The 24708-nt window shown below is 72.1% G+C and carries 21 protein-coding genes; 13 read left to right on the top strand and 8 right to left on the bottom strand.

Annotated features, from left to right (window positions below; translation table 11 throughout):
* Positions 1 to 13 precede the first annotated feature (13 nt).
* The 9 genes from ACZ7EG_RS18040 (at position 14) to ACZ7EG_RS18000 (ending at position 12670) form a co-directional block, all read left to right on the top strand.
* Positions 14 to 1066: a carbohydrate kinase family protein gene (locus ACZ7EG_RS18040; RefSeq protein ID WP_471079155.1), complete on the top strand. Its 1053-nt coding sequence runs from the start codon at positions 14 to 16 to the stop codon at positions 1064 to 1066.
* Positions 1067 to 1112: 46 nt separating this feature from the next.
* Positions 1113 to 2390 carry an ABC transporter substrate-binding protein gene (locus ACZ7EG_RS18035; protein WP_471079152.1) on the top strand — a complete coding sequence of 426 codons (1278 nt, stop codon included), beginning with the start codon at positions 1113 to 1115 and terminating at the stop codon, positions 2388 to 2390.
* Between the two features lie 126 nt (positions 2391 to 2516).
* On the top strand, positions 2517 to 3401 hold the full coding sequence (locus ACZ7EG_RS18030; RefSeq protein ID WP_471080376.1) for a carbohydrate ABC transporter permease: 885 nt from the start codon (positions 2517 to 2519) through the stop codon (positions 3399 to 3401).
* Entirely contained in the window at positions 3398 to 4246 is an 849-nt protein-coding gene (locus tag ACZ7EG_RS18025) for a carbohydrate ABC transporter permease (protein WP_471079150.1), read from the top strand. The genes ACZ7EG_RS18030 and ACZ7EG_RS18025 overlap by 4 nt, the downstream gene beginning before the upstream one ends.
* Before the next feature lie 120 nt (positions 4247 to 4366).
* Complete coding sequence (locus ACZ7EG_RS18020; RefSeq protein ID WP_471079147.1) at positions 4367 to 5281, top strand: alkaline phosphatase family protein; 915 nt, start codon at positions 4367 to 4369, stop codon at positions 5279 to 5281.
* 2 nt (positions 5282 to 5283) lie between these two features.
* On the top strand, positions 5284 to 8217 hold the full coding sequence (locus ACZ7EG_RS18015) for a glycoside hydrolase family 2 TIM barrel-domain containing protein (protein WP_471079144.1): 2934 nt from the start codon (positions 5284 to 5286) through the stop codon (positions 8215 to 8217).
* Between the two features lie 35 nt (positions 8218 to 8252).
* A complete protein-coding gene (locus ACZ7EG_RS18010; protein WP_471079141.1) occupies positions 8253 to 10088 on the top strand; it encodes a LamG-like jellyroll fold domain-containing protein in 1836 nt (611 codons plus the stop codon).
* 19 nt (positions 10089 to 10107) lie between these two features.
* Entirely contained in the window at positions 10108 to 11790 is a 1683-nt protein-coding gene (locus ACZ7EG_RS18005; RefSeq protein WP_471079138.1) for a PHP domain-containing protein, read from the top strand.
* A gap of 52 nt (positions 11791 to 11842) precedes the next feature.
* Entirely contained in the window at positions 11843 to 12670 is an 828-nt protein-coding gene (locus ACZ7EG_RS18000) for a PaaX family transcriptional regulator (protein WP_471079135.1), read from the top strand.
* Here ACZ7EG_RS18000 and ACZ7EG_RS17995 read toward each other — a convergent pair.
* Genes ACZ7EG_RS17995 through ACZ7EG_RS17980 form a run of 4 tightly spaced genes read right to left on the bottom strand, consistent with a single transcriptional unit; the run spans position 12661 to position 16443 of the window.
* Positions 12661 to 13116, bottom strand: coding sequence for a MaoC family dehydratase (locus ACZ7EG_RS17995; protein ID WP_471079132.1), 456 nt, complete (start codon positions 13114 to 13116; stop codon positions 12661 to 12663). The two genes, ACZ7EG_RS18000 and ACZ7EG_RS17995, sit on opposite strands and share 10 nt — an antisense overlap.
* Positions 13117 to 13124: 8 nt before the next feature.
* Positions 13125 to 14627: an acyl-CoA synthetase gene (locus ACZ7EG_RS17990; protein WP_471079129.1), complete on the bottom strand. Its 1503-nt coding sequence runs from the start codon at positions 14625 to 14627 to the stop codon at positions 13125 to 13127.
* Positions 14628 to 14638: 11 nt separating this feature from the next.
* A complete protein-coding gene (locus tag ACZ7EG_RS17985; RefSeq protein ID WP_471079126.1) occupies positions 14639 to 15514 on the bottom strand; it encodes an amidohydrolase family protein in 876 nt (291 codons plus the stop codon).
* 11 nt (positions 15515 to 15525) lie between these two features.
* On the bottom strand, positions 15526 to 16443 hold the full coding sequence (locus tag ACZ7EG_RS17980) for an SDR family NAD(P)-dependent oxidoreductase (protein ID WP_471079123.1): 918 nt from the start codon (positions 16441 to 16443) through the stop codon (positions 15526 to 15528).
* 227 nt (positions 16444 to 16670) lie between these two features.
* On the opposite strand from ACZ7EG_RS17980, the gene ACZ7EG_RS17975 reads away from it, so the two are divergent.
* The 4 genes from ACZ7EG_RS17975 to ACZ7EG_RS17960 all read left to right on the top strand — a co-directional run bounded on the left by ACZ7EG_RS17975 (position 16671) and on the right by ACZ7EG_RS17960 (position 20630).
* Positions 16671 to 17096, top strand: a complete 426-nt coding sequence (locus ACZ7EG_RS17975) for a MarR family winged helix-turn-helix transcriptional regulator (protein WP_471080373.1) — start codon at positions 16671 to 16673, stop codon at positions 17094 to 17096.
* 128 nt (positions 17097 to 17224) lie between these two features.
* Positions 17225 to 18523 carry an MFS transporter gene (locus tag ACZ7EG_RS17970; protein WP_471080370.1) on the top strand — a complete coding sequence of 433 codons (1299 nt, stop codon included), beginning with the start codon at positions 17225 to 17227 and terminating at the stop codon, positions 18521 to 18523.
* Positions 18520 to 19890: an alpha/beta hydrolase family protein gene (locus ACZ7EG_RS17965; protein ID WP_471079120.1), complete on the top strand. Its 1371-nt coding sequence runs from the start codon at positions 18520 to 18522 to the stop codon at positions 19888 to 19890. The genes ACZ7EG_RS17970 and ACZ7EG_RS17965 overlap by 4 nt, the downstream gene beginning before the upstream one ends.
* Positions 19887 to 20630, top strand: a complete 744-nt coding sequence (locus ACZ7EG_RS17960; RefSeq protein WP_471079117.1) for an IclR family transcriptional regulator — start codon at positions 19887 to 19889, stop codon at positions 20628 to 20630. Before ACZ7EG_RS17965 ends, ACZ7EG_RS17960 begins: the two co-directional genes overlap by 4 nt.
* A 36-nt stretch (positions 20631 to 20666) precedes the next feature.
* Here ACZ7EG_RS17960 and ACZ7EG_RS17955 read toward each other — a convergent pair whose 3' ends face one another.
* The 4 genes from ACZ7EG_RS17955 to ACZ7EG_RS17940 all read right to left on the bottom strand — a co-directional run bounded on the left by ACZ7EG_RS17955 (position 20667) and on the right by ACZ7EG_RS17940 (position 24635).
* Positions 20667 to 21518 (bottom strand): oxygenase MpaB family protein, encoded by an 852-nt coding sequence (locus ACZ7EG_RS17955; RefSeq protein ID WP_471079114.1) that lies wholly within the window; start codon positions 21516 to 21518, stop codon positions 20667 to 20669.
* Between the two features lie 64 nt (positions 21519 to 21582).
* Complete coding sequence (locus tag ACZ7EG_RS17950) at positions 21583 to 22473, bottom strand: SDR family oxidoreductase (protein WP_471079111.1); 891 nt, start codon at positions 22471 to 22473, stop codon at positions 21583 to 21585.
* A gap of 40 nt (positions 22474 to 22513) precedes the next feature.
* Complete coding sequence (locus tag ACZ7EG_RS17945; RefSeq protein WP_471079108.1) at positions 22514 to 24133, bottom strand: phytoene desaturase family protein; 1620 nt, start codon at positions 24131 to 24133, stop codon at positions 22514 to 22516.
* Complete coding sequence (locus tag ACZ7EG_RS17940; RefSeq protein WP_471079105.1) at positions 24126 to 24635, bottom strand: SRPBCC family protein; 510 nt, start codon at positions 24633 to 24635, stop codon at positions 24126 to 24128. Before ACZ7EG_RS17940 ends, ACZ7EG_RS17945 begins: the two co-directional genes overlap by 8 nt.
* Positions 24636 to 24708 lie beyond the last annotated feature (73 nt).

Here is a 24708-nt window from a genome sequence, read left to right as displayed (position 1 = left end):
AGAGGACACATCCGTGGACGGTGACCGGCCCGATGTGCTGCTGACCGGGCTGCTCTTCTACGACCTCGTCCTGACGGGGCTCGGCAAGCCGCCGACGCCGGGCGAGGAGATCTGGACCCAGGGCATGGGCTGCGGCCCGGGCGGCATCGCGAACCTCGCGGTGGCCGCCTCCCGCTTCGGCCTCAGGACCTCCCTGGCCACGGTGTTCGGCGACGACTTCTACGGCGAGTACTGCCGGGACGTCCTGTGCGACCAGGAAGGCGTCGATCTCTCGCTCTCCCGTACGGCGGACGGCTGGCCGACCCCGGTCACCGTCTCCGTCGCCTACGGCCAGGACCGGGCCCTGCTCACCCACGGCCAGGAGCCGCCGTACTCGCAGGACGTGCTGATGGGCGACCCGCCCGGCGCGCGGACCGCCCTGGTGCACCTCGAGGCCCGGCCTCGCGAGTGGCTCGCCAAGGCCGCGGCGAACGGCACACAGATCTACGCCGACGTCGGCTGGGACCCCACCCAGCAGTGGTCGACGGCCCTCCTGGACCAGCTTTCCCTGTGCCACGCCTTCCTCCCGAACGAGACCGAGGCGATGGCCTACACCCGCACCGACAGCGGGTTGGCCGCGCTCGGCACGCTCTCGGAGCTGGTGCCGGTCGCCGTGGTGACCCGGGGCGGGGACGGCGCCATCGCCGTCGACCAGATCACCGGCGAATACGCCGAGGTCCCGGCCCTGGACACCGAGGTCCTGGACGCGACGGGTGCCGGGGACGTCTTCGGCGCGAGCTTCGTCGCGGCCTCCCTCGGCGGCTGGCCACTGGCGGAGCGGCTGCGGTTCGCGGTGCTCGCGGCCGGGTTGTCCGTACGGCACCACGGCGGTGCCCTGGCGGCCCCCGGCTGGTACGGCATCGACCGCTGGTGGCGCTCCCTGAGCGACCCCGGACTGCGACGCGCCTACGGCTTCCTGGCCGACCGCGTCCCGGCCGATCCCGGGCCGCCCCTGCACCACGCCCCCGTCACCCCGCCCTCCCCTCACATCCCCGTCGGTCCGCGCGCCTCCGAAGGGCCGCACTGACCCTCCCACCCCTCTCCACGTCGAACAGGAACAACAGGAGTGACCCGTGGACCTTTCCCGTAGAGGCTTCCTCCAGGCCGCCGCGCTCACGGCGGCCGCCTCCGGTCTGACCGTCGCCTGCGGCGGCGGATCCGGCTCGACCGGCAGCAAGAACGGCAAGAACCTCACCTTGTGGTACTGGGGAGGCGCACTCAGCGACAAGGTGGTCGCCGAGGCCAAGACGCACTTCAGCGGTCAGGTGAAGCTGACCACCGCCTCCATCGGCGGCGACTTCAAGCAGAAGCTGACCACCACCCTCGCGGCGGGCGCCTCCGTGCCCGACATCACCGGCATCAAGGGCGAGGACATGGCGTCCTTCCTGCCCAACGCGGGCCGCTTCCTCGATCTGAACGACCTGGGCTTCAAGAAGATCGCGTCCCAGTACCTGGACTGGAAGACCAAGCTCGCCCAGACCGAGGACGGCAAGCAGATCGGCTTCCCGATCGACATCGGCCCGACCGCCCTCTTCTACCGGGCGGACCTCTTCGACAAGGCCGGACTGCCCACCGACCCCGACAAGGTCGCCGCCCGGACCGGGACCTGGGAGGAGTACTTCGCGCTCGGCACCGAGCTGCGCGAGAAGGTGCCGGGCACCTACCTGGTCAACAACATCGGCTCGGTCTTCACCATGGCGGTCGGGCAGGGCACCGAGCGGTTCATCGACAAGGACAACCGCTTCATCGGCGACCAGGACCACATCCGCAAGGCGTGGACCACGGCGGTCCGCCCCTACGCCCTCGGTCTCGACGCCAAGATCAACGACAACACCTGGAACGCCGCCATCGGCAAGACCCTGACCACCGAACTCGGTGCCGCCTGGCACGCCCTGGACATCGAGCAGGCGGCCCCGAAGACCAAGGGCAAGTGGCGGGTCTGCGCGATGCCCGGTGGACCGGCCAACCAGGGCGGCTCCTACCTGGCCCTGCCCAAGCAGTGCCGCAACCCCGAAGAAGCGTTCAAGATCATCAGCTGGATCCTCAGCCCGGAGAACGACGCCCGCGGCTTCACCGACGCCGCCATCTTCCCCGCCGCACCGGCGGCCTACTCCTCCCCGGCCATGACGGGCGGTGACCCGTTCTTCGGCGGTCAGAAGATCATCGAGGTCTTCGGTCCGGCCGCCAAGGCCATCCCGTCCAGCTATGAGGCACCCGCCGACGCCGCCGTCATGGCGCCGTTCATGACCGAGCTGTCCAGCATCGAGGCCAAGGGCAAGAAGCCCGACGACGCCTGGAGGGACGCGGTCGGTCAGGCCAAGCAGATCGCCCGGCGGCAGGGGGTGAGCTGAGCGATGGCGTCACCTCCGGTCACCGGTTCCGCCGCGGTGCCCCGGCACCACGGCGGAACCGGCCCGGCCCGCTTCCGCCCGCGGCGCACGGCGCCCGCGGGCGCCGTGCGGCCAGAGCGTCGCGGTGTGCTGTCCCACTGGCGGCAGTACCTCGCGATCTCGCCCTTCTTCCTGATCTTCGGCGTCTTCTCGCTCTTCCCGGTCTTCTACTCGCTGTACCTCGCCTTCCAGCGCTGGGACGGCATGGGCACCGTGCAGTTCGTGGGACTGGACCAGTTCCGGTTCCTCTGGGACGACCCGGTCTTCTGGCTGTCGATCCGCAACACCCTGGTGATCTGGGTGCTGTCCACCGTCCCCACCCTGTTCGGCGCCCTGGTGCTGGCGACGCTGCTGCATTCGGTGCGCCGCTTCAAGGGCTTCTACCGCATCGCCCTGTACATACCGAACGTCACCTCGATCGTCGCCGTGTCGATCTTCTTCGGCGCGGTGTTCAGCAACAACTTCGGCCTGGTCAACGCGATCCTCGGCACGGTCGGCATCCCACCCGTCCCGTGGCTGAGCAATCCCTGGCTGATCAAGCTGGTCATCGCGCTGCTGATGACCTGGATGTGGACCGGCTACAACATGATCATCTACCTGGCCGGCCTCCAGGCCATCCCCACCCAGATCTACGAGGCGGCCAGGCTGGACGGGGCCGGACCGATCCGTACGTTCTTCCAGATCACCATGCCGATCATGCGGCCCATCATCCTGTTCACCGTCATCATCTCGACCATCAACGGCCTGCAGAGCTTCAGCGAACCCCAGGTCCTGTTCGGCAGCAACGCCGCCAACCCGAACCTCGGCGGTCCCGGCCAGGCCGGCCTGACCACGCTGCTGTACTTCTACCAGTCGGCCTTCGTCAACAACGACTACGGCTACGGCGCGGCCATCGTGTGGGCCTTCTTCGTGCTGATCATGGTGCTGGTCGTCGTCAACTGGCGGGTCGTCCAGCGCGGGAGGAAGTCATGACCGCAATGGTCCCGAGGCGGTCCCGGCGCCCCAAGGGCCTGACCGCGCACATCGTCCTCGTCCTGGCCGTCCTGGTCTCGGTCTTCCCGTTCGTGTGGACGATCGTCATGGCGACGAACACCACCGAGGACATCTACAAGAGCCCTCCGAAGCTGACCTTCGGCTCCCACCTGCTGGAGAACATCCGGCACGTGCTCGACACCATCGACTTCTTCGGGTCGATGCTGAACACGCTCGTCGTCGCGTGCGTCACCACCGTCCTGGTCCTGTTCGTCGACTCCCTGGCGGCGTTCACCTTCGCCAAGTTCGACTTCCCCGGCCGCAAGGTGCTGTTCGCCATGCTGGTCGGGTTCATGATGCTGCCGCTCCAGCTGGCCGTCCTGCCGCAGTTCATCCTCATGTCCGACATCGGCTGGGTCGGCACGCTCAAGGCCCTGGTCCTGCCCGCCCTCGCCAACGCCTTCGGCATCTTCTGGCTGCGCCAGTACATCGAGAACGGCGTGCCGGACGAACTGCTCGACGCCGCGCGCATCGACGGCGCGGGGTTCTTCCGCCAGTACTGGAACATCGTGCTTCCGATGATCAGGCCCGCGCTGTCCTTCCTCGCCATCTACGCCTTCGTCGGCGCCTGGAACGACTACATCTGGCCCCTGGTCGTGCTCAACGACCCGAGCCACCTCACCCTCCAGGTGGCACTGGCCCAGCTCCATGTCGGCCACACCACCGACTACAGCATGGTCATGGCCGGTGTCCTCATGGCCTCCGTGCCCCTGGTCGTGGTCTTCACGCTCTTCGCCCGCGGCTTCATCGCGGGCGCCACGGAGGGGGCGGTGCAGGGCAGTTGACGCCCCCGGGCCGCGCCCCGAAGGGGCCCGGGGAACTGCGCGACCAGCCACGACGGACATGCGGCCAAGACCCCGGCCGACGGTCCCGAGCTCTTGGTAACCACACGAGAGAGGCACCCAGTGACGGACGTCGACACCGAGAGCGGGCGCCCCAAAGTGCTCGTCGTCGGCATGGACGGCCTGCGCTACGACCGGCTGACCCACGCGCCGGCCAACGCCCCGGTCCTGCACGCCCTGATGGCCGAAGGCGCCGTCGGCACGAGCCTGCTGCCCTACGGTCGAGCCGACGACGAGCCCACTTCCGGCACGGCCTACACCGACTCCGGCCCCGGCTGGTCGAGCATCCTCACCGGGGTGTGGCCCGACCGCCACGGCGTCACCGGCAACGATTTCAAAGGTGCCGACTACGCCCGCTACCCCGACTTCCTGACCCGCGCCGCCACCGCCCGGCCCGGTCTGCGCACGGCCGCCGCGGTGTCCTGGCCGGCGCTGGTCCGCCGGGGCACCCTGGGCCGGGCCATCGGCCGGCGTGTGCGCCACAACGGCGAATCCAGGGGCTATGACACCGCGGACCGCCGCGTCGCCCGCACCGCGATTCGCTGGCTCACCAAGTCCGACCCTGACGTCATGTTCGTCTACTTCGGCGCCACCGACGAGGCCGGCCACGCCACCGGCCCCCTCTCTCCCGCGTACGACCGGGCCCTCCTCGCGCAGGACACCCGCCTCGGGCACCTCCTGGACGCGATCGAGGCCCGGGCGTCGGATCCCGGACGCGTCCGGGAGCGCTGGACCGTGCTGATCACCACCGACCACGGTCACCTCGACTCCGGTGGCCACGGCGGCGACTCGCGTGCCGAACGGGAGGTCTTCGTCATCCTCGCCGAGCCCGGCGGGCCCGGAGGAACCCGGCTCACCGCGCCCCGCCTCGTCGACATCGCCCCCACCGTCCTGGACCGTCTCGGCATCCCCGTCGACCCCGTCTGGGGCCTGCAGGGCCGCGTCCTGCCCCGCCCCGCCACAGCGACTTCGGAATGATCATGACCGACGAACGTCCCGATCCCCTGATCGCCCTGCGTCCCTGGGAGGCCCCCGAGGTGACCTCCTGGGGCCGCCTGCCGATGAACGCCGTCGACCGGCGCCCCGGAGCCGTCCTGCTCGACGGCGACTGGCGCTTCCAGCTGCTGCCCGCGCCCGACGCCCCGCTCGGGGAGGTCTGGGCGTCGTCGTACGTCCCCGGTGTCTGGACCGTGCAGGGCACGGACGATCTCCCGCGGTATCTGAACGTCCGTATGCCGTTCGCCGAGTTCCCGCCGCAGGTGCCCGCCGCCGACCCGACCGGGGTGTACGAGCGTTGTGTGGATGTGCCCGCCGAGTGGGCCGGGCGGCGGATCGTGCTTCAGGTCGGGGCCGCCGAGAGCGTGCCGCTGGTGCACGTGGACGGGCGGCCCGTCGGGATCTCCAAGGACTCGCACCTGGCCGCCGAGTTCGATCTGACGGGCCTGGTGCGCCCCGGGGAGCGGGCCGTCCTTCGGCTGACCGTCGTGAAGTGGTCGGACGCCTCGCACATCGAGGACCAGGACCAGTGGTGGCACGGCGGGATCACCCGCTCGGTGCTGCTGTACGCCGTCGACCCGCTGCACCTCGCGGACGTGACCGTACGGGCCCGGCGGGACGGCGACCTGCTGGTGGACTGCCGGGTGCGGGACGCCGGCGGGGCGCTGCCCGAGGGCTGGTACGTCAGCGGGGAGCTGGAGGGACACCTGCTCACGCAGGACGCGGAGTTCGACCGCGCCAACGCCGAGGACGAGCGGGTCTCCGGCTTCCTCGGCGAGGCCCGGCTGCGGGCCGCCGTGCCGGGGGTGCGCACCTGGAACGCCGAGACGCCCGAGCTGTACGGCCTGACCGTCCGCCTGCACCGTGCCGACGGCACCGTCGCCGACACCTCCCGGCACCGCGTCGGCTTCCGTGACGTCGAGATCGCCGGCCGGGACCTGCTGGTCAACGGTGAGCGGGTATTCATCCGGGGCGTCAACCGGCACGACTTCCACCCGCTGACCGGACGGACGGTGACCTACGACGACATGCGCGCGGACCTCGTGCTGCTGAAGCGCTTCGGCTTCAACGCGATCCGCACCGCGCACTACCCGAACGACCCGGCCCTGTACGACCTGGCGGACGAGCTCGGGTTCTACGTCGTCGACGAGGCGGACATCGAGTCCCACGACCACGCCCACGAGATCGCCGACGACCCGCGCTACCTGAACGCCTTCGTGGACCGGGTCTCACGGATGGTGCTGCGGGACAAGAACCACCCCTGCGTCATCATCTGGTCGCTGGGCAACGAGTCCGACTACGGCGCGAACCACGACGCGGCGGCGGGCTGGGTGCGGCGCCACGACCCGACCCGGCCGGTGCAGTACGAGGGGGCCGCCAAGCGCGGCTGGGCCGATCCGGGCCCGGCCTCCGACATCGCCTGCCCGATGTACGCACCGCTGGAGGACTGTCTGGCCCACGCCATGTCCGGCACCCAGACCAAGCCGCTCATCCAGTGCGAGTACTCGCACGCCATGGGCAACAGCAACGGCACGCTGGCGGACCATTGGGCGGCCATGGAGACCACCCCGGGTCTTCAGGGCGGGTTCATCTGGGAGTTCTGGGACCACGGCATCCTCCAGCGTGTGAACGACGGCAGACCGGCCGGGCGTGGGGGCGCCGGGCTGTATGACAACGGTGTCGCCGCGCCCGGGCATCGCTGGGCGTACGGCGGCGACTTCGGTGAGACCGACCACGACGGCGCCTTCATCGCCGACGGCATCGTCTTTCCCGACCGCACGCCCAAGCCCGTGATGTTCGAGCACCGGGAGATCGCCGCGCCGGTGCGCATCGAGTCCTTCCGGCACGAGGGCGTGGTCCTGGGCAACCACCAGCACTTCCGGGGCCTGGAGTGGCTGTCCGGCGAGTGGGAGCTGTCCCTCGCCGACGGCGCCACCCTGACGGCGCCCGCCGAACTGCCCGCTCTGCGACCGGGCGAGACGGCCGCGGTGCCGCTGCCGATCGCGCTGCCGGAGGACGGCGGCGAGGCGTGGCTGACACTGCGGGTCACGACGGCCCGGGACGAGCCGTGGGCACCGCGCGGCACGGTGGTGTGCCTGCCGCAGGTCCGGCTGCGGGCGGCGCACCCGCCGGCGCACACCCGGGTCCCCGACGGCACGGTCGAGGTCGACGAGGACGGGCTGCTGGTCCATCCGATGCTGACGGCCGCGCCCACGCTGTCGCTGTGGCGGGCGCCGACCGACAACGACGAACTGGGCGGCATGGCGGCCCGCTGGCGGGACTGGGAGCTGGACACACCCCGCCGCAAGGTCGTCTCCGTGCGGCGTGCCCCGGGCCGGGTGACCGTGGTGTCCGACCACCTCTGCGCGGGCGGGACCGTTCGGCACGAGCAGGTACTGACGGCCGTGGACGGCGGGCTGGTCGTCGACGAGAGCGCCGAGCTGCCCGAGGCGCTGAACGACGTGGCCCGGGTCGGGTCCGTGTTCGAGACAGCCGCGGGGCTGAACCTCCTCGAGTGGTTCGGGCAGGGCCCCTGGGAGTCGTATCCGGACCGGGCCGCCGGGGCGCCGGTCGGCCACCACCGCCTCCCCGTGGACGAGTTGTTCACGCCGTACCTGCGGCCCCAGGAGAGCGGCGGACGGCACGGCGTGCGCCGGTTCACCCTGTCCGCGCCCGACGCCACCGGTCTCACGGTGCGGCTGGACCGGCCCCGTCAGGTGTCCGTGACCCGGCATCGCGCGGCCGACCTCGCCGCTGTCGCGCACCATGACGAACTGGTGCCGCGGGCCGGGTGCGTGGTGCACATCGACGCGGCGCACCGCGGGCTCGGCACGGCGTCGTGCGGGCCCGACACCTTCGCTTCCCACCTCGTCGCGGCCGGCATCCATCGCTGGAGCTGGACGCTGCGCGTTCTCTGAGTTCTTCCCCCTCTCAGTCACCCCATGGAGCACCCATGTGCGTTTCGCACGACCACGATCCGGGCGAAGCGCCCCGGGCCGCGGCCGGAAGACGCGGTTTCCTCCGCGCCACCGCGCTGCTCGGCGCGACCGCCGCCGCGGTGACCGCACTGCCGGCCGTCACCGCGCGGGCGGCACCCGCGAGCCGGCGTCCCGACCCGCGCAGCCGCCGCTTCACGCTCGCGGTGATGCCGGACACGCAGTACCTGTTCGACGGACCCAGCATCGACAAGGCGCCGGTCGAAGCCGCGCTGGGCTATCTGCTGGAGCACGGCCGGGAGGAGAACATCGTCTTCCTGTCCCACCTCGGCGACCTGACGCAGAACGGCGCGAAGGAGGAGTTCGCCGCGATCGGCGAGGCGTTCCGGCTGCTGGACCGGCGCGGGGTCGGCTACAGCGTCCTGGCCGGCAACCACGACGTGAAGTCGTCGACGACCGACCAGCGCGGCGCAACCCCGTACCTGGACGCCTTCGGGCCGCAGCGGTTCGAGGGGAAGCCGACGTTCGGCGGGGCCTCCCCGGACGGCTACAACACCTGCCACCGGTTCGAGGCGGGCGGCCGGGAGTGGCTGGTGCTCGCGCTGGACTGGCGGCTGTCGCCGCAGGGTTACACCTGGGCGAAGGACGTCCTGGCGAAGCACCCGAAGACACCGGTGATCCTCACGACCCACGAACTGGTCGTCGCGGACGAAACGTTGTCCGACTACGGGCAGCAGCTGTGGGACCGGCTGATCGAGGATCACGACCAGATCTTCCTGGCCCTCGGCGGGCACTACTGGCCCGCCGGGCGCGCGACGCGGAAGAACGCGGCCGGGCACGACGTCCATCTGCACCTGACGAACTACCAGAACCGCTACTTCGGCGGCGCGGCGATGATCCGTCTCTACCGGTTCGACCTGGACCGCGGGGTCATCGACGTGGAGACGCTCTCGCCGTGGATCATGGGCCGGGCCGCGAAGGGGCTCAACGAGCTGGAGCGGCAGGAGATGGAACTGAGCGGCGACGCCGACCGGTTCTCCGTCGAGATCGACTTCGAGGAGCGCTTCTCCGGTTTCGCGCCCGTGCCCGCCCGTCCGGCCCGGCCCGTCTCGAAGCTGCTCGTCCCGGGCACGATGGCGTACTGGCGCTTCGAGAAACCCGTCGGCGGCACGGACGGCACGGTCCGCGACCTGTCCGGGCGGGGCAACGACCTCTCCCTCGTCGCGGTGGGCGGCGGCACGCTGGGCTGGTCGGCCGACCACCACCCCGACCAGCCGGGCCACGGCAGCCTGGAGTTCCAGGGTTTCAAGTCCCCGCTGAAGGGCGCCTACCTGCGCACGGTCGACGGCGCCCCGCTGAACGAGGACACCTTCGGGGACGGTTACACCGTCGAGGCGTTCTACCGGCTGCCCGCCGACTGGGACCCGGACCACAACGCCTGGTCAGGTCTGGTCTCGCGTACGGGCACGGGAGGCGCCGCCGGGAAGACCGCCGACGACCCGGACGAGCCGCTGGCCACGCTGTCGCTGTCCAACGACCGTGAGCCGCAGTGGGCGATGCGCCCGCTCGACCAGCAGGGCATCGCGACGAACTGGGGCCAGGAGACGCCGCTGGAGACCTGGTGGCATCTGGCGGTCGTCAACGACGGCAGGCACACCACGCTGTACGTCGAGGGTTGCCCGGTGCTGCGCAACCCCAGGGCGTCCTCCGTCGGCATCACCTCCGTGGGGCTGCCGTGGCTGCTGGGCGGCTACGAGTACGGCGGAAAGATCGACCAGATCTTCCACGGCCGGCTCGGCGACGTCCGGATCGTCGCGCGGGCGCTGCCCGTCACCTCCTTCATGAACCACTGATCCCGAAGGGCCTCCGATCATGACCGAGCAGCAGCTGCCCGCCTGGGCCGATCCGTCCGTCTCCCCCGCCGCCCTCGACCCGCAGGGCGTGTCCCGCCGCGGGCTGCTGCGCCGCGCGGGCCTGTTCGGCGCCGCGTTCGCGCTCGGCTCGGCGGCGACGTCCCGGACCCCCGCCCTGGCCGCCGGTGACCGTGGCCGGCCGGGCGGTGAGGACCCGCGCCTCGCCTACCTCGTCGGCGACCACCACATCCACTCCGTCTACAGCCACGACGCCAAGTACACCTTCTCCCAGCTGGCCGCGAAGGGGGCGGAGTACGGCCTGGACTGGATGGTGTTCACCGAGCACTCCAACTTCGGGCACGCCGACTTCGGGGCCGCGATGGAGCACAGGGAGATCCTGAAGGCGCGGGCGGAGAACCCGCGGCAGCTGATCTTCCAGGGCCTGGAGTGGTACATCCCGGCCGCCGAGCACTGCACGGTGTTCACCGCGCCCGGTCCGCACGAGGTCGACGTACTGACCCGCTTCGAGAGCGCCTACGACGGCAAGCTCCTCGCCTACGACAAGGGCGGCCCCGCCGACGCGGACACCGCCCGCAACGAGGCGCACGCCCTCAAGGGCCTCAAGTGGCTCGCGGAGCAACGTCGTTCGGGCTACGTCGACGACGTGCTGGTGCTCGCCAACCATCCCCTGCGCCTCGGCATCGACTCCCCGCACGAGTTGCGCAACTGGCGGGACGCGGCGCCCGGGATCATGATCGGCATGGAGGGCGCGCCCGGCGCCCAGGGCGCTGCCATCCCCGGCCGGCGGGGTGCCACGTCGATCCGCGGCGAGTACGAGAACAAGCCGTCCGCGCAGTCCTGGCCCGGCTACCCCGCGGACGCCTACCTCACCTACGGCGGCTTCGACTGGGCGACCGCGACCGTCGGCGGTCTGTGGGACTCCATGCTCGCCGAGGGGCGGCTGTTCTCGGTCACCACCAACTCCGACGCCCACCGGATCGTCTTCGACACCTGGAAGAACGGCGACTGGCAGCCCGGGCAGACCTTCGACAACACCGGGAAGCTGCCCGACCCGGTGAACACCGACACCCCGCAGCCGGGCAGCGACTTCTGGCCCGGCCAGTTCAGCCGTACGCACGTGGGCGTGACCGGCTACGGCTACCGCGCGGTGATGGCCGGGATGCGCGCGGGCCGGGTCTGGCTGGACCACGGGCATCTGCTCGACGGGCTCGACGTCCGTCTGACCCGGGACCGCGACCGGGGCCGGGGCGTGACACTCGGCGGCCGGCTGCGGGTCCGCAAGGGCGAGAGGGTCACCCTGAACGTCACGGTGACGACCGCCTCCCGGCCCAACCCGCGGGGGATCCTGCCCGAGTTGGCGCATGTGGACGTCATCCGCGGCGCGGTGCGCGGGCCGGTCGCCGACCGCGACGCCTGGAAGGCCCCGGACACGCGGGTCGTCCGGACCGAGGACGTCTCCGGCCGCACGGGCACCTACACCCTGCGCGTCCCCTTGACCGTCGGCGAGGAGTCCTTCTACGTCCGGCTGCGCGGCAGCGACGGCAACCGCAACGGCGCCGGCTGCCTCGGCGCCGCGGTCGACCCGCACGGGCCCGTCCCGCACGCGCCCGGGGACGGTGATCCGTGGGCGGACACCTGGTTCTACTCGAACCCGGTGTTCGTGGACGTCGAAGGGTCCTGATCCGGCGTACCAGCAGGTCACCGACGGATGGAGCGGAGGTACGGTGGGCCGCGTGACCGGTGAAGAGTCGCTGCGGCCCCAGTCCCTGATGCTGACGTTCCTGGGCGACCAGGTGCTCGGCCGTGACGTGTGCGTGTACTCGGGAAGCGTCATCGACGTGTTCGCCCGGGCCGGGATCGGCGAGCAGGCGACGCGCTCCACGCTGAGCCGCATGGCGGGCCGTGACCTGCTGCGCCGCCAGCGCGAGGGCCGCCGGATGTACTTCGGGCTGACCGAGCGCTCGGAGGCGGTGCTGCGCGACGGCGAGCAGCGGATCTGGCGGACGGGCGCCGTCAACCGGCGGTGGGACGGCACCTGGACGCTGCTCGGCTTCTCCCTGCCGGAGTCCTGGCAGCGCCAGCGGCACGACCTGCGCTCCCGGCTGACCTGGAGCGGCTTCGGTCCGCTCTTCAACGGCCTGTGGATCGCCCCCGGCGAGGCCGACGTGTCGGACCTGGTGGCCGAGCTCGGCCTGTCCGCCCATGTGAAGGTCTTCCGGGCCCATGCCGACAGTGGCATGGACATCGGCCAGATGATCGAGGAGACGTGGGAACTGTCCGACCTCGCCGGGCGCTACGCGGGGTTCGTACGGCGCTGGCAGCCGTGGGAGGACGACCTGCCGGACGCCGACGACGCCCTCGTGCTGCGGCTCCGGCTCCAGACGGAGTGGTTGCAGATCGTCCGGCGCGACCCACGGCTGCCCGTCGGGCATCTGCCGGACGACTGGCCGGCCGAACAGGCCGAGAAGACGTTCCGGACCGTGCACGAGCGGCTCTCACCGCTCGTCCGCGACGCCTCGGAACGCCTTCTGGACCTGGTGCCCGCGCGGCCTCAGGCGTAGAACCGCGACAGGCTCTGCAGCACGGCGGCCGGCTTGGTGCCGCCCTCGATCTCGATGGCGCCCTCGACGGTGATCTGCACACCGCCCGGCACCTCCTCGACCTCGGCGAGCTTCGCCGTCAGGCGGATGCGGGAGCCCGCCTTCACCGGGGCGGGAAAACGCAACTTGTTGAGGCCGTAGTTGACCTTCGTCGTCACTCCCTGGACGTCCAGCAGCTCGGTGAACAGGGGGATGAAGAGGGACAGTGTGAGGTAGCCGTGCGCGATGGTGGCTCCGAAGGGGCCGTCCTTGGCGCGATCGGGGTCCACGTGGATCCACTGGTGGTCGCCCGTGGCGTCGGCGAAGGTGTCGATGCGCTCCTGCGTCACCTCGATCCACTCGCTGGTGCCGAGGTCACTGCCGGCGAGCTTCTTGAGTTCGTCGAGACCGTTGACGGTGATGCTCATGCGGATCCTTACTGCTGGCCGTAGCGCGTACGGACACGGGACTTGAGGAGTTTTCCGGAGGCGGTGCGCGGGAGTTCGTCCGCGAGGACCACCGATTTGGGGATCTTGTACTTGGCGAGGCGGCCCGCGAGCGACGCGAGCACCTCGTCGGGGTCGAGTACGGCGCCCTCGCGGGGCACGACGACCGCGCGCGGCACCTCGCCCCACTTGTCGTCCGGCACCCCGATCACCGCGCACTCGGCGATGTCCGGATGGGCGAGGAGCCGGTCCTCGATCTCGGCGGGGTAGACGTTCTCGCCGCCCGAGATGATCATGTCTTTGATGCGGTCGACGATGTGGACGTAACCGTCCTCGTCGACGTGTGCCGCGTCGCCGCTGCGGAACCAGCCGTCCGCGAAGGAGGCGGCGGTCTCCTCGGGCAGCCCCCAGTAGCCGGGCATGACGTGCGGGCCGCGCACCACGACTTCGCCGACCTCGCCGACGGCGGCCGGCGCCAGGTCCGGCCGGACGACGCGGACGTCGCTGAAGAAGTGCGGCACACCCGCCGAACCCGCCTTGCTCACGGCGTGCTCGGCGTCCAGGAACAGCGTGCCGGGGGCGGCCTCGGTCATGCCGTAGCCCTGGAGGAAGGTCAGTCCGCGCTCCTGGTAGGCGGCGATCAGCGGGGTGGGGACCGGGGAGCCGCCGCAGGTGAGGATGCGGAGCGAGGACAGGTCCGCGTCGGGCCAGCGCGGGTGGCGGGCCACCTGGTCGAACATCGTGGGCACGCCGAACATGAAGGTGATCCGGTGCCGTTCGATGAGGTCGAAGGTGGCGTCGGGGTCGAAGGCGTCGACCAGGACGCAGGTGCCGCCCTTCAGCAGGACCGGCAGGGTCAGCATGTTCAGGCCCGCCGTGTGGAACAGCGGGGCGGACACCAGGGCGCGTTCGTCGGCGATCAGGTCGGTGTCGACGAGGACGTTGACCGCGTTCCAGGTGAGGTTGCCGTGGGTGAGCATGGCGCCCTTGGGGCGGCCGGTCGTGCCCGAGGTGTACATGATGATGCAGGTGTCGTCGGCTCCGACCGGTTCGTCCACCGGCTCCTGCGACGCCTCCGCGACGGCCGCCTCGTACTCGCCGCCCACCTCGAGGTAGAGGCGTACGTCCGTGCTTCCCGGCAGGCCCGCGACGAGACCCGCGTAGGAGGGGCCGTAGACGAGGGCCCGCGCGCCGGAGTCGGCGAGCTGGTAGGCGATCTCCGGTCCGGCGAGGCGGATGTTGAGCGGGACGAAGACCGCGCCGAGCGTGCCGGCCGCGAACAGGGTCTCCAGGTAGGAGGGATGGTTCGGGCCGAGGTAGGCGATGCGGTCGCCGCGCCGCACGCCCCGGGCGCGCAGGGCGTGGGCCAGACGGGTGGTGCGGTCGTACAGCGTGGCGTAGTCGGCGGACGCGTCGCCGTGGATCAGGGCGGTGCGGTGCGGGGTCTTGCGGGCCCGGCGTGCGGGCCACGACCCCAGTCCCTCGTTGCGCATGTCACGCCCCTTTACGGTGTCGTCAGCCCGAGCAGGCGGGCCGCGTTCTCCTTGAGGATCTTCGGCCGCACCTCGTCCTTGATCGTCAGCTTGTCGAAGTCGGCGAGCCAGCGGTCGGGGGTGAGGACGGGGAAGTCGGAGCCGAAGAGCACCTTGTCCTTCAGCAGGGTGTTCGCGTACTGCACGAGCTGCGGCGGGAAGTACTTCGGCGACCAGCCGGACAGGTCGATGTGCACGCCCGGCTTGTGGGTGGCGACCGCCAGGGCCTCGTCCTGCCAGGGGAAGGACGGGTGCGCCAGGATGATCTTCAGGTGCGGGAAGTCGGCCGCCACGTCGTCCACGTGCAGGGGGTTGGAGTACTTCAGCCGGATGCCGCCCCCGCCGGGGACCCCGGCACCGATACCCGTCTGGCCGGTGTGGAAGAGGGCGATCGCGCCGGTCTCCTCGATCACCTCGTACAGGTCGTACGCCACCGCCCGGTCGTTGGGGAAGAAGCCCTGGATGCTGGGGTGGAACTTGAAGCCCTTCACCCCGTACTCCTCGACCAGCCGCCGGGCCTGCTTGACGCCCGCCCTGCCCCGGAAGGGGTCGACGGAGGCGAAGGGGATGAGGACGTCGGCGTTGGCGGCGGCCGCCTCGGCGACCTCCTCGTTGGGGACGGGCGGGGTGCCGGTCGCGGACTCGGCGTCGACCGTGAAGATCACGGCGGCCATGTTCCGCTCGCGGTAGTAGGCGGCGGTCTCCTCCAGGGTCGGCTTCCGCTTGCCCTCGACCTTGAAGTAGGCCGAGGACGCGTCGTGCAGGTCCTCGTCCAGGGAGGAGTGGCCCTTGGAGGACACCTCGGCGTGGGTGTGGACGTCGATCGCGACCAGGTCGTCGACGTTCATCGAGCGGTCCATCACGCCTCCGGGAACTTCGGCGCCGGGATGCCCACCGACTGCAGCTCGGCACCGACCGAGGTGGGCCAGGCGTCGGCCAGCGCGTCCGGGGTCCAGCCGCCGTCGGCGTAGGCCGTCCTGATCTCCTGCGGATGCGACCAGAGTGCCACCTTGTCACCGCCGATGCCGACGCACTGGCCGGTGACGCCCCGGGCGGCCTCCGACGCCAGGAAGGGGACCAGGGCGGCGCAGTCCTCAGGAGTGCCGAAGCCCTCGCCCTTGCGCAGGAAGTCCGGCAGCGGCTCGCCGCTCTTCATGGCGTCGATGTACGGGGCGAAGGCCGGGATGGTCTCGGTCATCGCGGTGGCGGCGACCGGCACGATCGCGTTGACGGTGATGTTCGCGCGGCCCAGCTCCATGGACCAGGTGCGGGCCATCGCCGCGATGCCGGCCTTGGCGGCGGCGTAGTTCGTCTGGCCGAAGTTGCCGCGCTGCCCGGCCGGGGAGCCGACCAGGATCAGCGAGCCGCCCTCGCCCTGCTCGCGCATGCGCACGGCGGCGGCGCGGGCGCAGGTGAAGGTGCCCTTGAGGTGGGTGGTGAGCACCGCGTCGAAGTCCTCGTCGGTCATCTTCCACAGGACCTTGTCGCGCAGGATCCCCGCGTTCGTGACGAGGACGTCGAGCCGGCCGAACTCCTCGACCGCGCGGTTCACCAGCCGCTCGGCGGCCTCGGAGGTGCCGACCGGGACGACTTCGGCGACGGCCTTGCCGCCCGCTTCCCCGATGGACTTCACGGCCGCCTCGGCCACCGCCTCGTCGACGTCGTTGACGACCACGGACGCGCCGTGGGCGGCCAGGGCGTGGGCATAGGCGAGGCCGAGGCCGCGGCCGCTGCCGGTGACGACGGCGACCTTGCCGGAGAGATCGATGCTGGGCACGGGTGGGTCCCTTCACACGGGTTCGACTGCGCGTCGCACGGGTTCCACTGGCGTCGCACGGGTTCGACTGCGAGATCGAAGCTAAGAGCAATAATTGTTGACGTCAATAGTTGTTGATGACCCATGGGTGCGGGATGCTGGAATTCTCACCACGTACCGAGCACAGGGAGCCCGCCATCGCACGCCAGAACGTCACCCCGAAGCCCATCGACGCCCATGAGCCGTGGATGCGCGGACTGCACGCCGACACCGGGTACCTGCTGTACCGCCTGGGCCTGCGCTCGGGGCAGCTCTTCAACGCCTGCCTCCAGGAGTCCGGTCTGCGCCTGCGCCACTACGCGGTGCTGCGCTTCCTCGCCACCACCGACGGCGCCCTGCAGCGCGAACTCAGCGCGCGGCTCGGCTACGACCCGAGCGCGATCGTCGGCCTGGTCGACGACCTGGAGAAGCTGGGCTTCGCCGAGCGCCGCCCCTCCCCCGACGACCGCCGCAGCCGGATCGTCGTCCTGTCCGAGAGCGGCCGCGACTTCCTCCGCGACACCGGCGAGGCCGGCCTGCGCGTGACCGGCGAACTGCTCGGCCCGCTGGACCCGGCGGAGCGGGAGACGCTGCACGCGCTGCTGCTGCGGATCGCGGAGGACGGCCTGAACTGATGTTGTGCAAATGATTGACGGCTGCACGATGGATGCATAACTTCACGGTTCAACCGCGCCCCGTCCCCTGGGAGCCCACCGTGCAGCCAACCCCGTCCTCCCCTCAAACCTCTCCCGATTCCCGGCAGTTGCGCCGCGTCGCCGTGTCCGGCCTGCTCGGCACGACCGTCGAGTTCTACGACTTCCTCGTCTACGGCACCGTCGCCGCGCTCGTCTTCGGCGAGCTGTTCTTCCCGCGGGCCGATCCGGCGGTCGGCACCATCGCGGCGTTCGGCACCTTCGCCGCGGGCTATCTGGCCCGGCCGCTCGGCGGCATCGTCTTCGGGCACTTCGGCGACCGGATCGGCCGCAAGTCGATGATGCTGCTGACCATGGTCCTGATGGGATCCGGCAGCTTCCTCATCGGCCTGCTGCCGACGTACGACACCATCGGCGTCTGGGCGCCGGTGCTGCTGGTCGCCCTGCGCGTGGTGCAGGGCATCGCGATCGGCGGCGAGTGGGGCGGCGCGATGCTGATGGTCGTCGAACACGCCGAGCACGCCCGTGGTGCCCGGCGCGGCCTGTGGTCCAGCTTCACCCAGCTCGGCGCCCCGCTCGGATCCGTGCTGTCGGCCGGTGTGGTCACGCTCGTCGCCACGCTGCCGGACGACGACTTCCGCTCCTGGGGCTGGCGGGTGCCGTTCCTGCTGAGCATCGTGCTGCTGGCCGTCGGCCTGTTCGTGCGTCTGAAGGTCGCCGAGAGCCCGCTGTTCGCGCAGGTCCGCAGGGAGCCGGTGGGCCGGCCCCCGATCGTGGAGGTGCTGCGCCGCCCGAAGCCCGTGCTGCTGGCCGCCTGCGTGGGCATCGGCGCGTTCACCGCCCAGTCGCTGCTGACCAGCTTCATGATCTCCTACGCCGTCGACGAGGGGTACACCCGGCCGCAGGTGCTGACCGCGGTGACCGTCGCCTCCTGCGTGGCCCTCGTCGTCCTGCCCGCCGCCTCCGCACTGTCGGACCGGGTCGGGCGCCGGCCCGTCGTCCTCGCCGGTGCCGTCGCCTCGGCGGCGCTCGCGTTCCCCGTACTGGCCCTGGTCGACTCCGGCTCGCCCGGCCTGCTCATCCTCGCCCTCGCGCTCGGCCACGGTGTCGCCCAGTCCACGATGTACGGGCCGCTCGGCGCCCTGCTCACCGAGATGTTCGGCACCCGCGTCCGCTACACCGGTGCCTCCCTCGGCTACCAGGCGGCCACCCTGGTCGGCGCCGGTTTCTCCCCGCTGATCGCCGGCAGCCTCCTCGCCTCGTACGGGGGCGGGAGCACGCCCGTCTCGCTGCTGCTGTGCGCGGGCGCGGCGATCACCGCCGTCACCGTGTGGCGGCTGCGCGAGACGCACACGGACGCCCTGGACTCCCCCGCCGCCACCCCCACCCTGGAAGGAATCCCGCGTTGAGGATCCGCCTCGCCCTCCTGACCACCTGCCTCTCCATGGCGACCGCGCTGCCCGCGCAGGCCGCCGGCGCCACCGACGCCCACCTGGAGGGCGAGCTCTCCTCCGGCGCGGTCTACGTGATGGACGTACCCGCGTCCTGGAACGGCACGGTGCTGCTGTACAGCCACGGCTACGCCCCGGCCGGATCCCCCAAGCGGGCCCAGAACACACCGAGCACGGCCGCCCTGGACAAGCTGCTGGCCGAGGGCTACGCCCTGATCGGCTCCTCGTACGCGACGAACGGCTGGGCGGTCACCGAGGCGGTGCCCGACCAGCTCGCCACGCTGGACCTGTTCACCGAGAAGTTCGGACCGGCCCGGCGGACACTCGCCTGGGGCACCTCGTACGGCGGCTTCGTCACCACCATGCTCGCCGAGCGGCACGCCGACCGCTTCGACGGCTCGCTGTCGATGTGCGGGCTGGTGCAGGGTGGCGTCGCCAACTGGAACAGCACCCTGGACCCGGTGTTCGCACTGCGCACACTGCTCGCCCCGGACTCCGGCATCCGGCTCGCGGGGTTCGCGGACCAGGCCGAGGCGGTCGCCGCCGCGAAGAGCCTCACCACGAAGGTCGACGCCGCCCAGCAGACCCCCGAGGGCCGGGCCCGCATCGGCCTCGCGGCCGCCCTGCACAACATCCCCGGCTACAACGACGCCTCGCAGACGAAGCCGGGCCCCACCGACTGGGGGACCCAGCAGTCCAACCAGTCGGCCGCCGTCCGAGGGCTCATCCAGAGGCCCGCCTTCAGCTGGCGGCAGGAGGCCGAGAGCCGGGCGGGCGGCAACCCGTCCTGGAACACGGGCGTCGACTACGGGGCCATGCTCGCCCGGTCCCCGCTGTACAAAGAGGTGACTGAGCTCTACAAGGAGGCGGGCCTGTCCTTGCGTACCGACCTCTCGGCCCTGGGCCGGGCACCCCGGATCTCGGCGGACGCGTCGGCCGTGGAGTGGATGCGCGACACCAGCGTGCCCTCCGGCCGGCTCACCGACCCCCAGCTGAACATCCACACGACGGGTGACGCGCTGATCCCGGTGCAGGCCGAGAGCGCCTACCGGCGGGCGGCCACGGCCGGGGGCTCCGCGGGGCTGCTGCGCCAGGCGTACGTCGACGGCCCCGGCCACTGCACCTTCACCACCGGCGAGACGCTGGGCGCCCTGGACGCTCTGGAAGACCGCCTGGACACGGGCCGCTGGGACGTGTCGCCCGGCACCCTGAACTCCCGCGCGCAGCAGGAGGACCCGACGACCGAGCCCCGCTACGTTTCCTACCGCCCGACCGCCTACCCCCGCCCCTACGACCTCGCCCACCCGGGAGACAACCGGCCATGACCGGCCCCACCGCGCCCGACCGGCTGCTGTCCGTGCTCGCGGCCTTCGACCACGAGCACCCGGCCTTGTGCCTGACGGACATCAGCCGGCGGGCCGGGCTGAGCCTGACCACCGCGCACCGGCTGGTGGGCGCGCTCACCGACTGGGGCGCCCTGGAGCGGGACGAGTCCGGGGTCTACCACGTCGGGCTGCGGCTGTGGGAACTCGCCGCACTGGCCCCGCGAGGCCTCGCCCTGCGGCAGATCGCGCTGCCGTACCTGGAGGACCTGTACGAGGCGACCCACGAGAACGTGCAGCTGGCCGTGCGGGACGGGTCCGACGTCGTCTACATCGAGTGGCTCTCGGGGCGGTCGGCGGTCGGTGTGCACATCCGCGTCGGCGCCCGCTGGCCGCTGCACGCCACCGGCGTCGGACTCGCCCTGCTGGCCCACGGCGACCCGGTGTTCCAGAAGGAGTACTGCGCGGGCGAACTCCCGTCCTTCACCCCGTACACGATCACCGAACCGGAGCGGCTGCGCCGGGCGCTGGCCGAAGTGCGCAGGTCGGGGATCGCGGTGAGCGACCGTCAGGTCACGCAGGACGCCCTGTCGGTGGCCGCGCCAATACGCGGCGCGGACGGCACGGTGACCGCCGCCGTGTCGATCGTGGTGCCCCACGCGGACGCCCAGGTGCCGGTCCTGGGCCCGGCGGTGCGGGTGGCGGCGCGGGGCATCTCGCGGGCGCTGGGGTGGCAGCCCTGAGCGCTGCCGGGGTTCGCCGGGCCGCTCGCCCTGAGGTCAGGCCTCCCGGGCCGGGGTCATGGCCCAGCGGATGGTCCGGGTCAGGGCCCGCCCGGTGGGACGCACGGCGAGGACCTCGACGACCGGGACCCGGGGCAGCCACAGCATGCCGCGCGCCCAGGGCGGCAGCAGGGTGACGGCGTTCGCGGCGAGCCCGCCGTAGAAGGGGCGGACGGCCAGGGGCAGGGGAGGCTGGAGCAGCAGGAAGCGGGCGGCCGCCCGGGCCTCGGGCGTGGCCCGCAGTTCGGGCCGGTAGGCCGTCAGGCACTCGGCCAGCTCGGTGCGGCTTCGCGGTGGGTCGACCGCCCCCAGCGCCTCGGCGACGCGCGCGGTGTCGGCGACGTAGGCGTCGTAGCCCGCTTCGTCCAGCGGCCGGGCCCCGTAGCGTTCGTGGGCGCGCAGGAAGCTGTCCGTCTCGGCGGCGTGCACCCAGCCGAGCAGATGAGGGTCGGCCGCGTGGTACGGCACTCCCTCCGCCGTCGTGCCGCGGATCCGTTCGTGGATGCCGCGTACGCGGTCGACCGCCTGCTGGGCGTCCGCGGCGGTGCCGTACGTCGTGACGGCCAGGAAGGTGCTGGTGCGCTGCAACCGGCCCCACGGGTCGCCGCGGAAGCCGGAGTGCCCGGCGACGGCCGCCATCGCGAGGGGATGCAGCGACTGCAGGAGCAGCGCGGTCAGCCCGCCGATGAACATCGAGGCGTCACCGTGGACCGTGCGGATCGGCCGCTCCGGCCCGAACCAGCGCGGTCCGGGGGTGTGGTGGATACGGGCGCGGGTCGCGGGCCCGCCCGGACCCGCGACGCGGCGGAACAGGGCCTGGCCCAGCTGTTCTCGGACTCCGGTCAGCACGGTCGGCCTCCCTTCTCCTGATGACCAGTGTCCGGCATGACCGCGCCCGGCCGGGCCCGGCCGGTCACCCCCTGTCAGGCCCCTCTCCTGCAGCCGCACGGTCGGCCAGGCCGCCGGCGCCGAGCGGCCCGGTGTGGCGGACCGGGCCCGCGGCCTCCAGGCGGGGCAGTGCGCGGCGCGCGACGCGCAGGACCACGGGGGGCATGGCGGGGCGTATCGGCTGGGCCAGCCGCAGCCACGCCGGGGCGTAGACGGCTGTACGCCGCCGCTCCATGCCTTTGACCAGGCGGGCGGCGACGACCTCCACGGAGTACACGCGGCGGGCCGGCGGGGGCATGTGCAGGCGCAGTTCCCGCAGGACCGCGTACCGGTCGGCGTCGCGGATCATGTCGGTGTCCGTCCAGTTGAGGTAGGCGATGCCGACCCCGACCCCGCGGTGCGCCACCTCCGCCCGCAGGGAGTGCGCGAAGGCCTCGACCCCCGCCTTGGAGGCGCAGTAGGCACTCATCAGCGGGGCGGCGCCGATCGACGCCAGGGAGGCGACCTGGAGGAAGTAGCCCGCCGTGTCGAGCAGGTCCGGCAGGAACGCGCGGGCGGTCTGGGCGCTGCCGGTGAGGTTGACGTCGATCACGCGGCGCCAGGTGGCCGGGTCGGAGTCCAGCAGGGAACCGCCCTCGGCGATGCCGGCGTTCGCCACCACGGCGGAGGGACGGCCGAGGTGGGCCCGCACGGTGTCCGCGGCGGCTTCCAGCGCGGAGAGGTCGGTGACGTCGGCCTCCACGGCGAGGGCGGGGCCCGGCAGACAGGCCGCCACCTCGTCCAGAACGGTCTTCTCGTGTCCGACGAGGCCCACCCGGGCGCCGCGCCGGGCGGCTTCGCGGGCCAGGGCGGCGCCCACGCCGCGGGCAGCTCCGGTGATGACGACGGTGCGCTCGGCGAGCGGGCTGCTGCTCATGGGCTGCCCTTCCTTCCCGTGCCGGTTGCGTCCCCCTGGGTCAGCGCCTGGCCCCGGCGCGGTCGCGACGGGCGAGGAGCCGCTGTCCGCGGGCGAGGCCGGGGGGCCGGTTGCGGCGCAGGGCGGCCCGCGCGGCGTTCGCTCCGGGTGCGCCGTGCACGCCGCCGCCCGGGTGGGCTCCGGAGGAGGCGAGGTACAGGCCCGGCACCGGCGTCTCGGGGCGGCCGGTGCCGGGCAGGGGCCGGAAGACGAGCTGCTGGTGCATGGCGGTGGTTCCGCCGTTGATGGCGCCGCCCACGAGATTGCCGTCGAGCGCCTCCAGGGTCGGGGGCGCCAGGATGCGGCGGCCGCGGATCAGCGAGCGGAAGCCGGGCGCGAAGCGCTCCACCTGGCGTTCGACGCGGTCGGCCATCAGCTCCTGGTCCTTGGTGCCCCAGCTGCCGGTGATGCCCTCGTCGGCGGCGTCGGCGCGGATCTCGTGGGGGATGTGGGTGTAGGCCCAGGCCGATTCGGTGCCCTGCGGGGAACGGGAGGCGTCGGAGGTGGTCATCTGGCCGAAGATCAGGAAGGGCCGGTCCGGGACCTCCCGCATGGCGATCTGTGCGGCGAACCGGGTCAGCTCGTCCATGCCGTCGGCGAGGTGCACGGTACCGGCCCGGGAGGCCTGCTCGGCCTGCCAGGGCACCGGGCCGTCGAGCGCCCAGTCGACCTTGAACGTGGCGAAGTCCCACTGGAAGCGCCGCAGGTCGTCGAGGACCTGCGCGGGCAGGTGGGCGGGGTCGAGGAGCTCGCCGTACAGGGCGGGCACCGACACGTCCGCCAGGACCGCCCGCCGGGCCCGCACCGCGTCACCGGCCGCCGTGCGCACGCCGACGGCCCGCCCGCCGCGGACGACGACGTGCTCCACGCGCTGTCCGCAGCGCACCCGGCCGCCGCGGGTCTCCAGGCGGTGCACCAGGGCCGAGGTCAGCGCACCGGAGCCGCCGACCGGGACCGGGAAGCCGTAGGTCTGGCCCAGCATGGCCATCAGCCAGCCGAAGCCGCCGCTGCCCGCCGACTCGGGGGCGAGGTCGGCGTGCAGGGCGTTGCCGGCCAGCAGCAGGCGTCCACCCTGGCCGCGGAACTCCTCCTCCCCCAGGCGGCGCACCGGCAGCACCAGGGAGCGGGCCAGGCGCAGTCCGCCCGCGGCCCGCAGTCGCCAGGCGATCCGCGCCGAGGCCCGGACGGGCGGGAAGGGGGTGAACAGGGCGTCGAGGAGGTCGGGGCCCACGCTCTGCCACACGTCGTGCAGCCGCTGCCAGGCGGCTCCGTCGCCCGGTTCGAAGGTGTCGAGGGACGCGGCGGTGGTGTCGACGTTGCGGTCCAGCACTGCGCACCTGCCGTCGGTGAGGGGGTGGGCCAGCACGCTGGGGGCGTGGCTCCAGCGCAGTCCGTGTTCCTCGGGGCGCAGTGCGGCCAGGACGGGCGATGCCGCGGCCAGGGGGTAGAAGGAGCTGAACAGGTCGTTGACGAACACGGGGTCGACGCCTCGGTCGTGGCGCACGGCGCCGCCCGGTTCGGGCTGCTCCTCCAGCACCTCGACGTGCCACCCGGCGTCCGCGAGGAGGTTGGCGGCGACCAGGCCGTTGGGGCCCGCGCCGATCACCACGGCGTCAGGCATGGCCGGCCCCGCCCGTGTCGGGCCCGGCCGTCACCTGGCCGAGGCCGCGACGGGTGCCTCCCGGGACCTGTGCCTCTGCCTCGCACAGCCTGGCCAGCCGGGCGAGCATGGCGCGGTGGCGCAGCTGGATCAGCGCCTCGAAGCCGACGTTGTGCAACCGGCCGCCCGCGCCGCGCAGCGGATGCTCGTCCACGATCACCAGGCAGTGTTCGCCCCAGGGCCGCAGCTCGATCGCGATGCGTGCGGAGCCGAGCGCGCCGGCCTGTGCCTCCAGCTCCAGCCGGGCGCCTTCGTCGCAGTGGCGGACGATGGTCTCGTCGGTGAGCCGTACCGGGCCGAGCCGGACCTCGTAGCGGATCGCCGCTCCGGTGCGTGGCCACTGTCCGCGCACCGGGTGGGACTCGGAGGTGCCCACCACCCACTGGGCGTAGCGGTGGCCGTCGGCGAGGACGTCCCACACGGCGCCCGGGCCGACTCGGATCAGGTGATGGCGAACGGCCACGGATGCCTCCTGCTGCCTCGGCCGGTAGTCCGTCGACCCCCCGAGTGCCCCGGAACCCCTTGTTCAACAGCAC

The sequence above is a fragment of the Streptomyces sp. NPDC037100 genome (assembly GCF_055606225.1).
The sequence above is the reverse complement of the archived record's forward strand: the minus strand, read 5'-3'. Positions and strand labels throughout refer to the sequence as shown.

Bases quoted from the DNA above. Each gene is read 5' to 3' on its own strand.
- ACZ7EG_RS18025 (WP_471079150.1), top strand. From the start codon at position 3,398: ATGACCGCAATGGTCCCGAGGCGGTCCCGGCGCCCCAAGGGCCTGACC.
- ACZ7EG_RS18015 (WP_471079144.1), top strand. From the start codon at position 5,284: ATGACCGACGAACGTCCCGATCCCCTGATCGCCCTGCGTCCCTGGGAG.
- ACZ7EG_RS18010 (WP_471079141.1), top strand. From the start codon at position 8,253: ATGTGCGTTTCGCACGACCACGATCCGGGCGAAGCGCCCCGGGCCGCG.
- ACZ7EG_RS18005 (WP_471079138.1), top strand. From the start codon at position 10,108: ATGACCGAGCAGCAGCTGCCCGCCTGGGCCGATCCGTCCGTCTCCCCC.
- ACZ7EG_RS17995 (WP_471079132.1), bottom strand. From the start codon at position 13,116: ATGAGCATCACCGTCAACGGTCTCGACGAACTCAAGAAGCTCGCCGGC.
- ACZ7EG_RS17990 (WP_471079129.1), bottom strand. From the start codon at position 14,627: ATGCGCAACGAGGGACTGGGGTCGTGGCCCGCACGCCGGGCCCGCAAG.
- ACZ7EG_RS17985 (WP_471079126.1), bottom strand. From the start codon at position 15,514: ATGAACGTCGACGACCTGGTCGCGATCGACGTCCACACCCACGCCGAG.
- ACZ7EG_RS17975 (WP_471080373.1), top strand. From the start codon at position 16,671: ATGCGCGGACTGCACGCCGACACCGGGTACCTGCTGTACCGCCTGGGC.
- ACZ7EG_RS17960 (WP_471079117.1), top strand. From the start codon at position 19,887: ATGACCGGCCCCACCGCGCCCGACCGGCTGCTGTCCGTGCTCGCGGCC.
- ACZ7EG_RS17950 (WP_471079111.1), bottom strand. From the start codon at position 22,473: ATGAGCAGCAGCCCGCTCGCCGAGCGCACCGTCGTCATCACCGGAGCT.
- ACZ7EG_RS17945 (WP_471079108.1), bottom strand. From the start codon at position 24,133: ATGCCTGACGCCGTGGTGATCGGCGCGGGCCCCAACGGCCTGGTCGCC.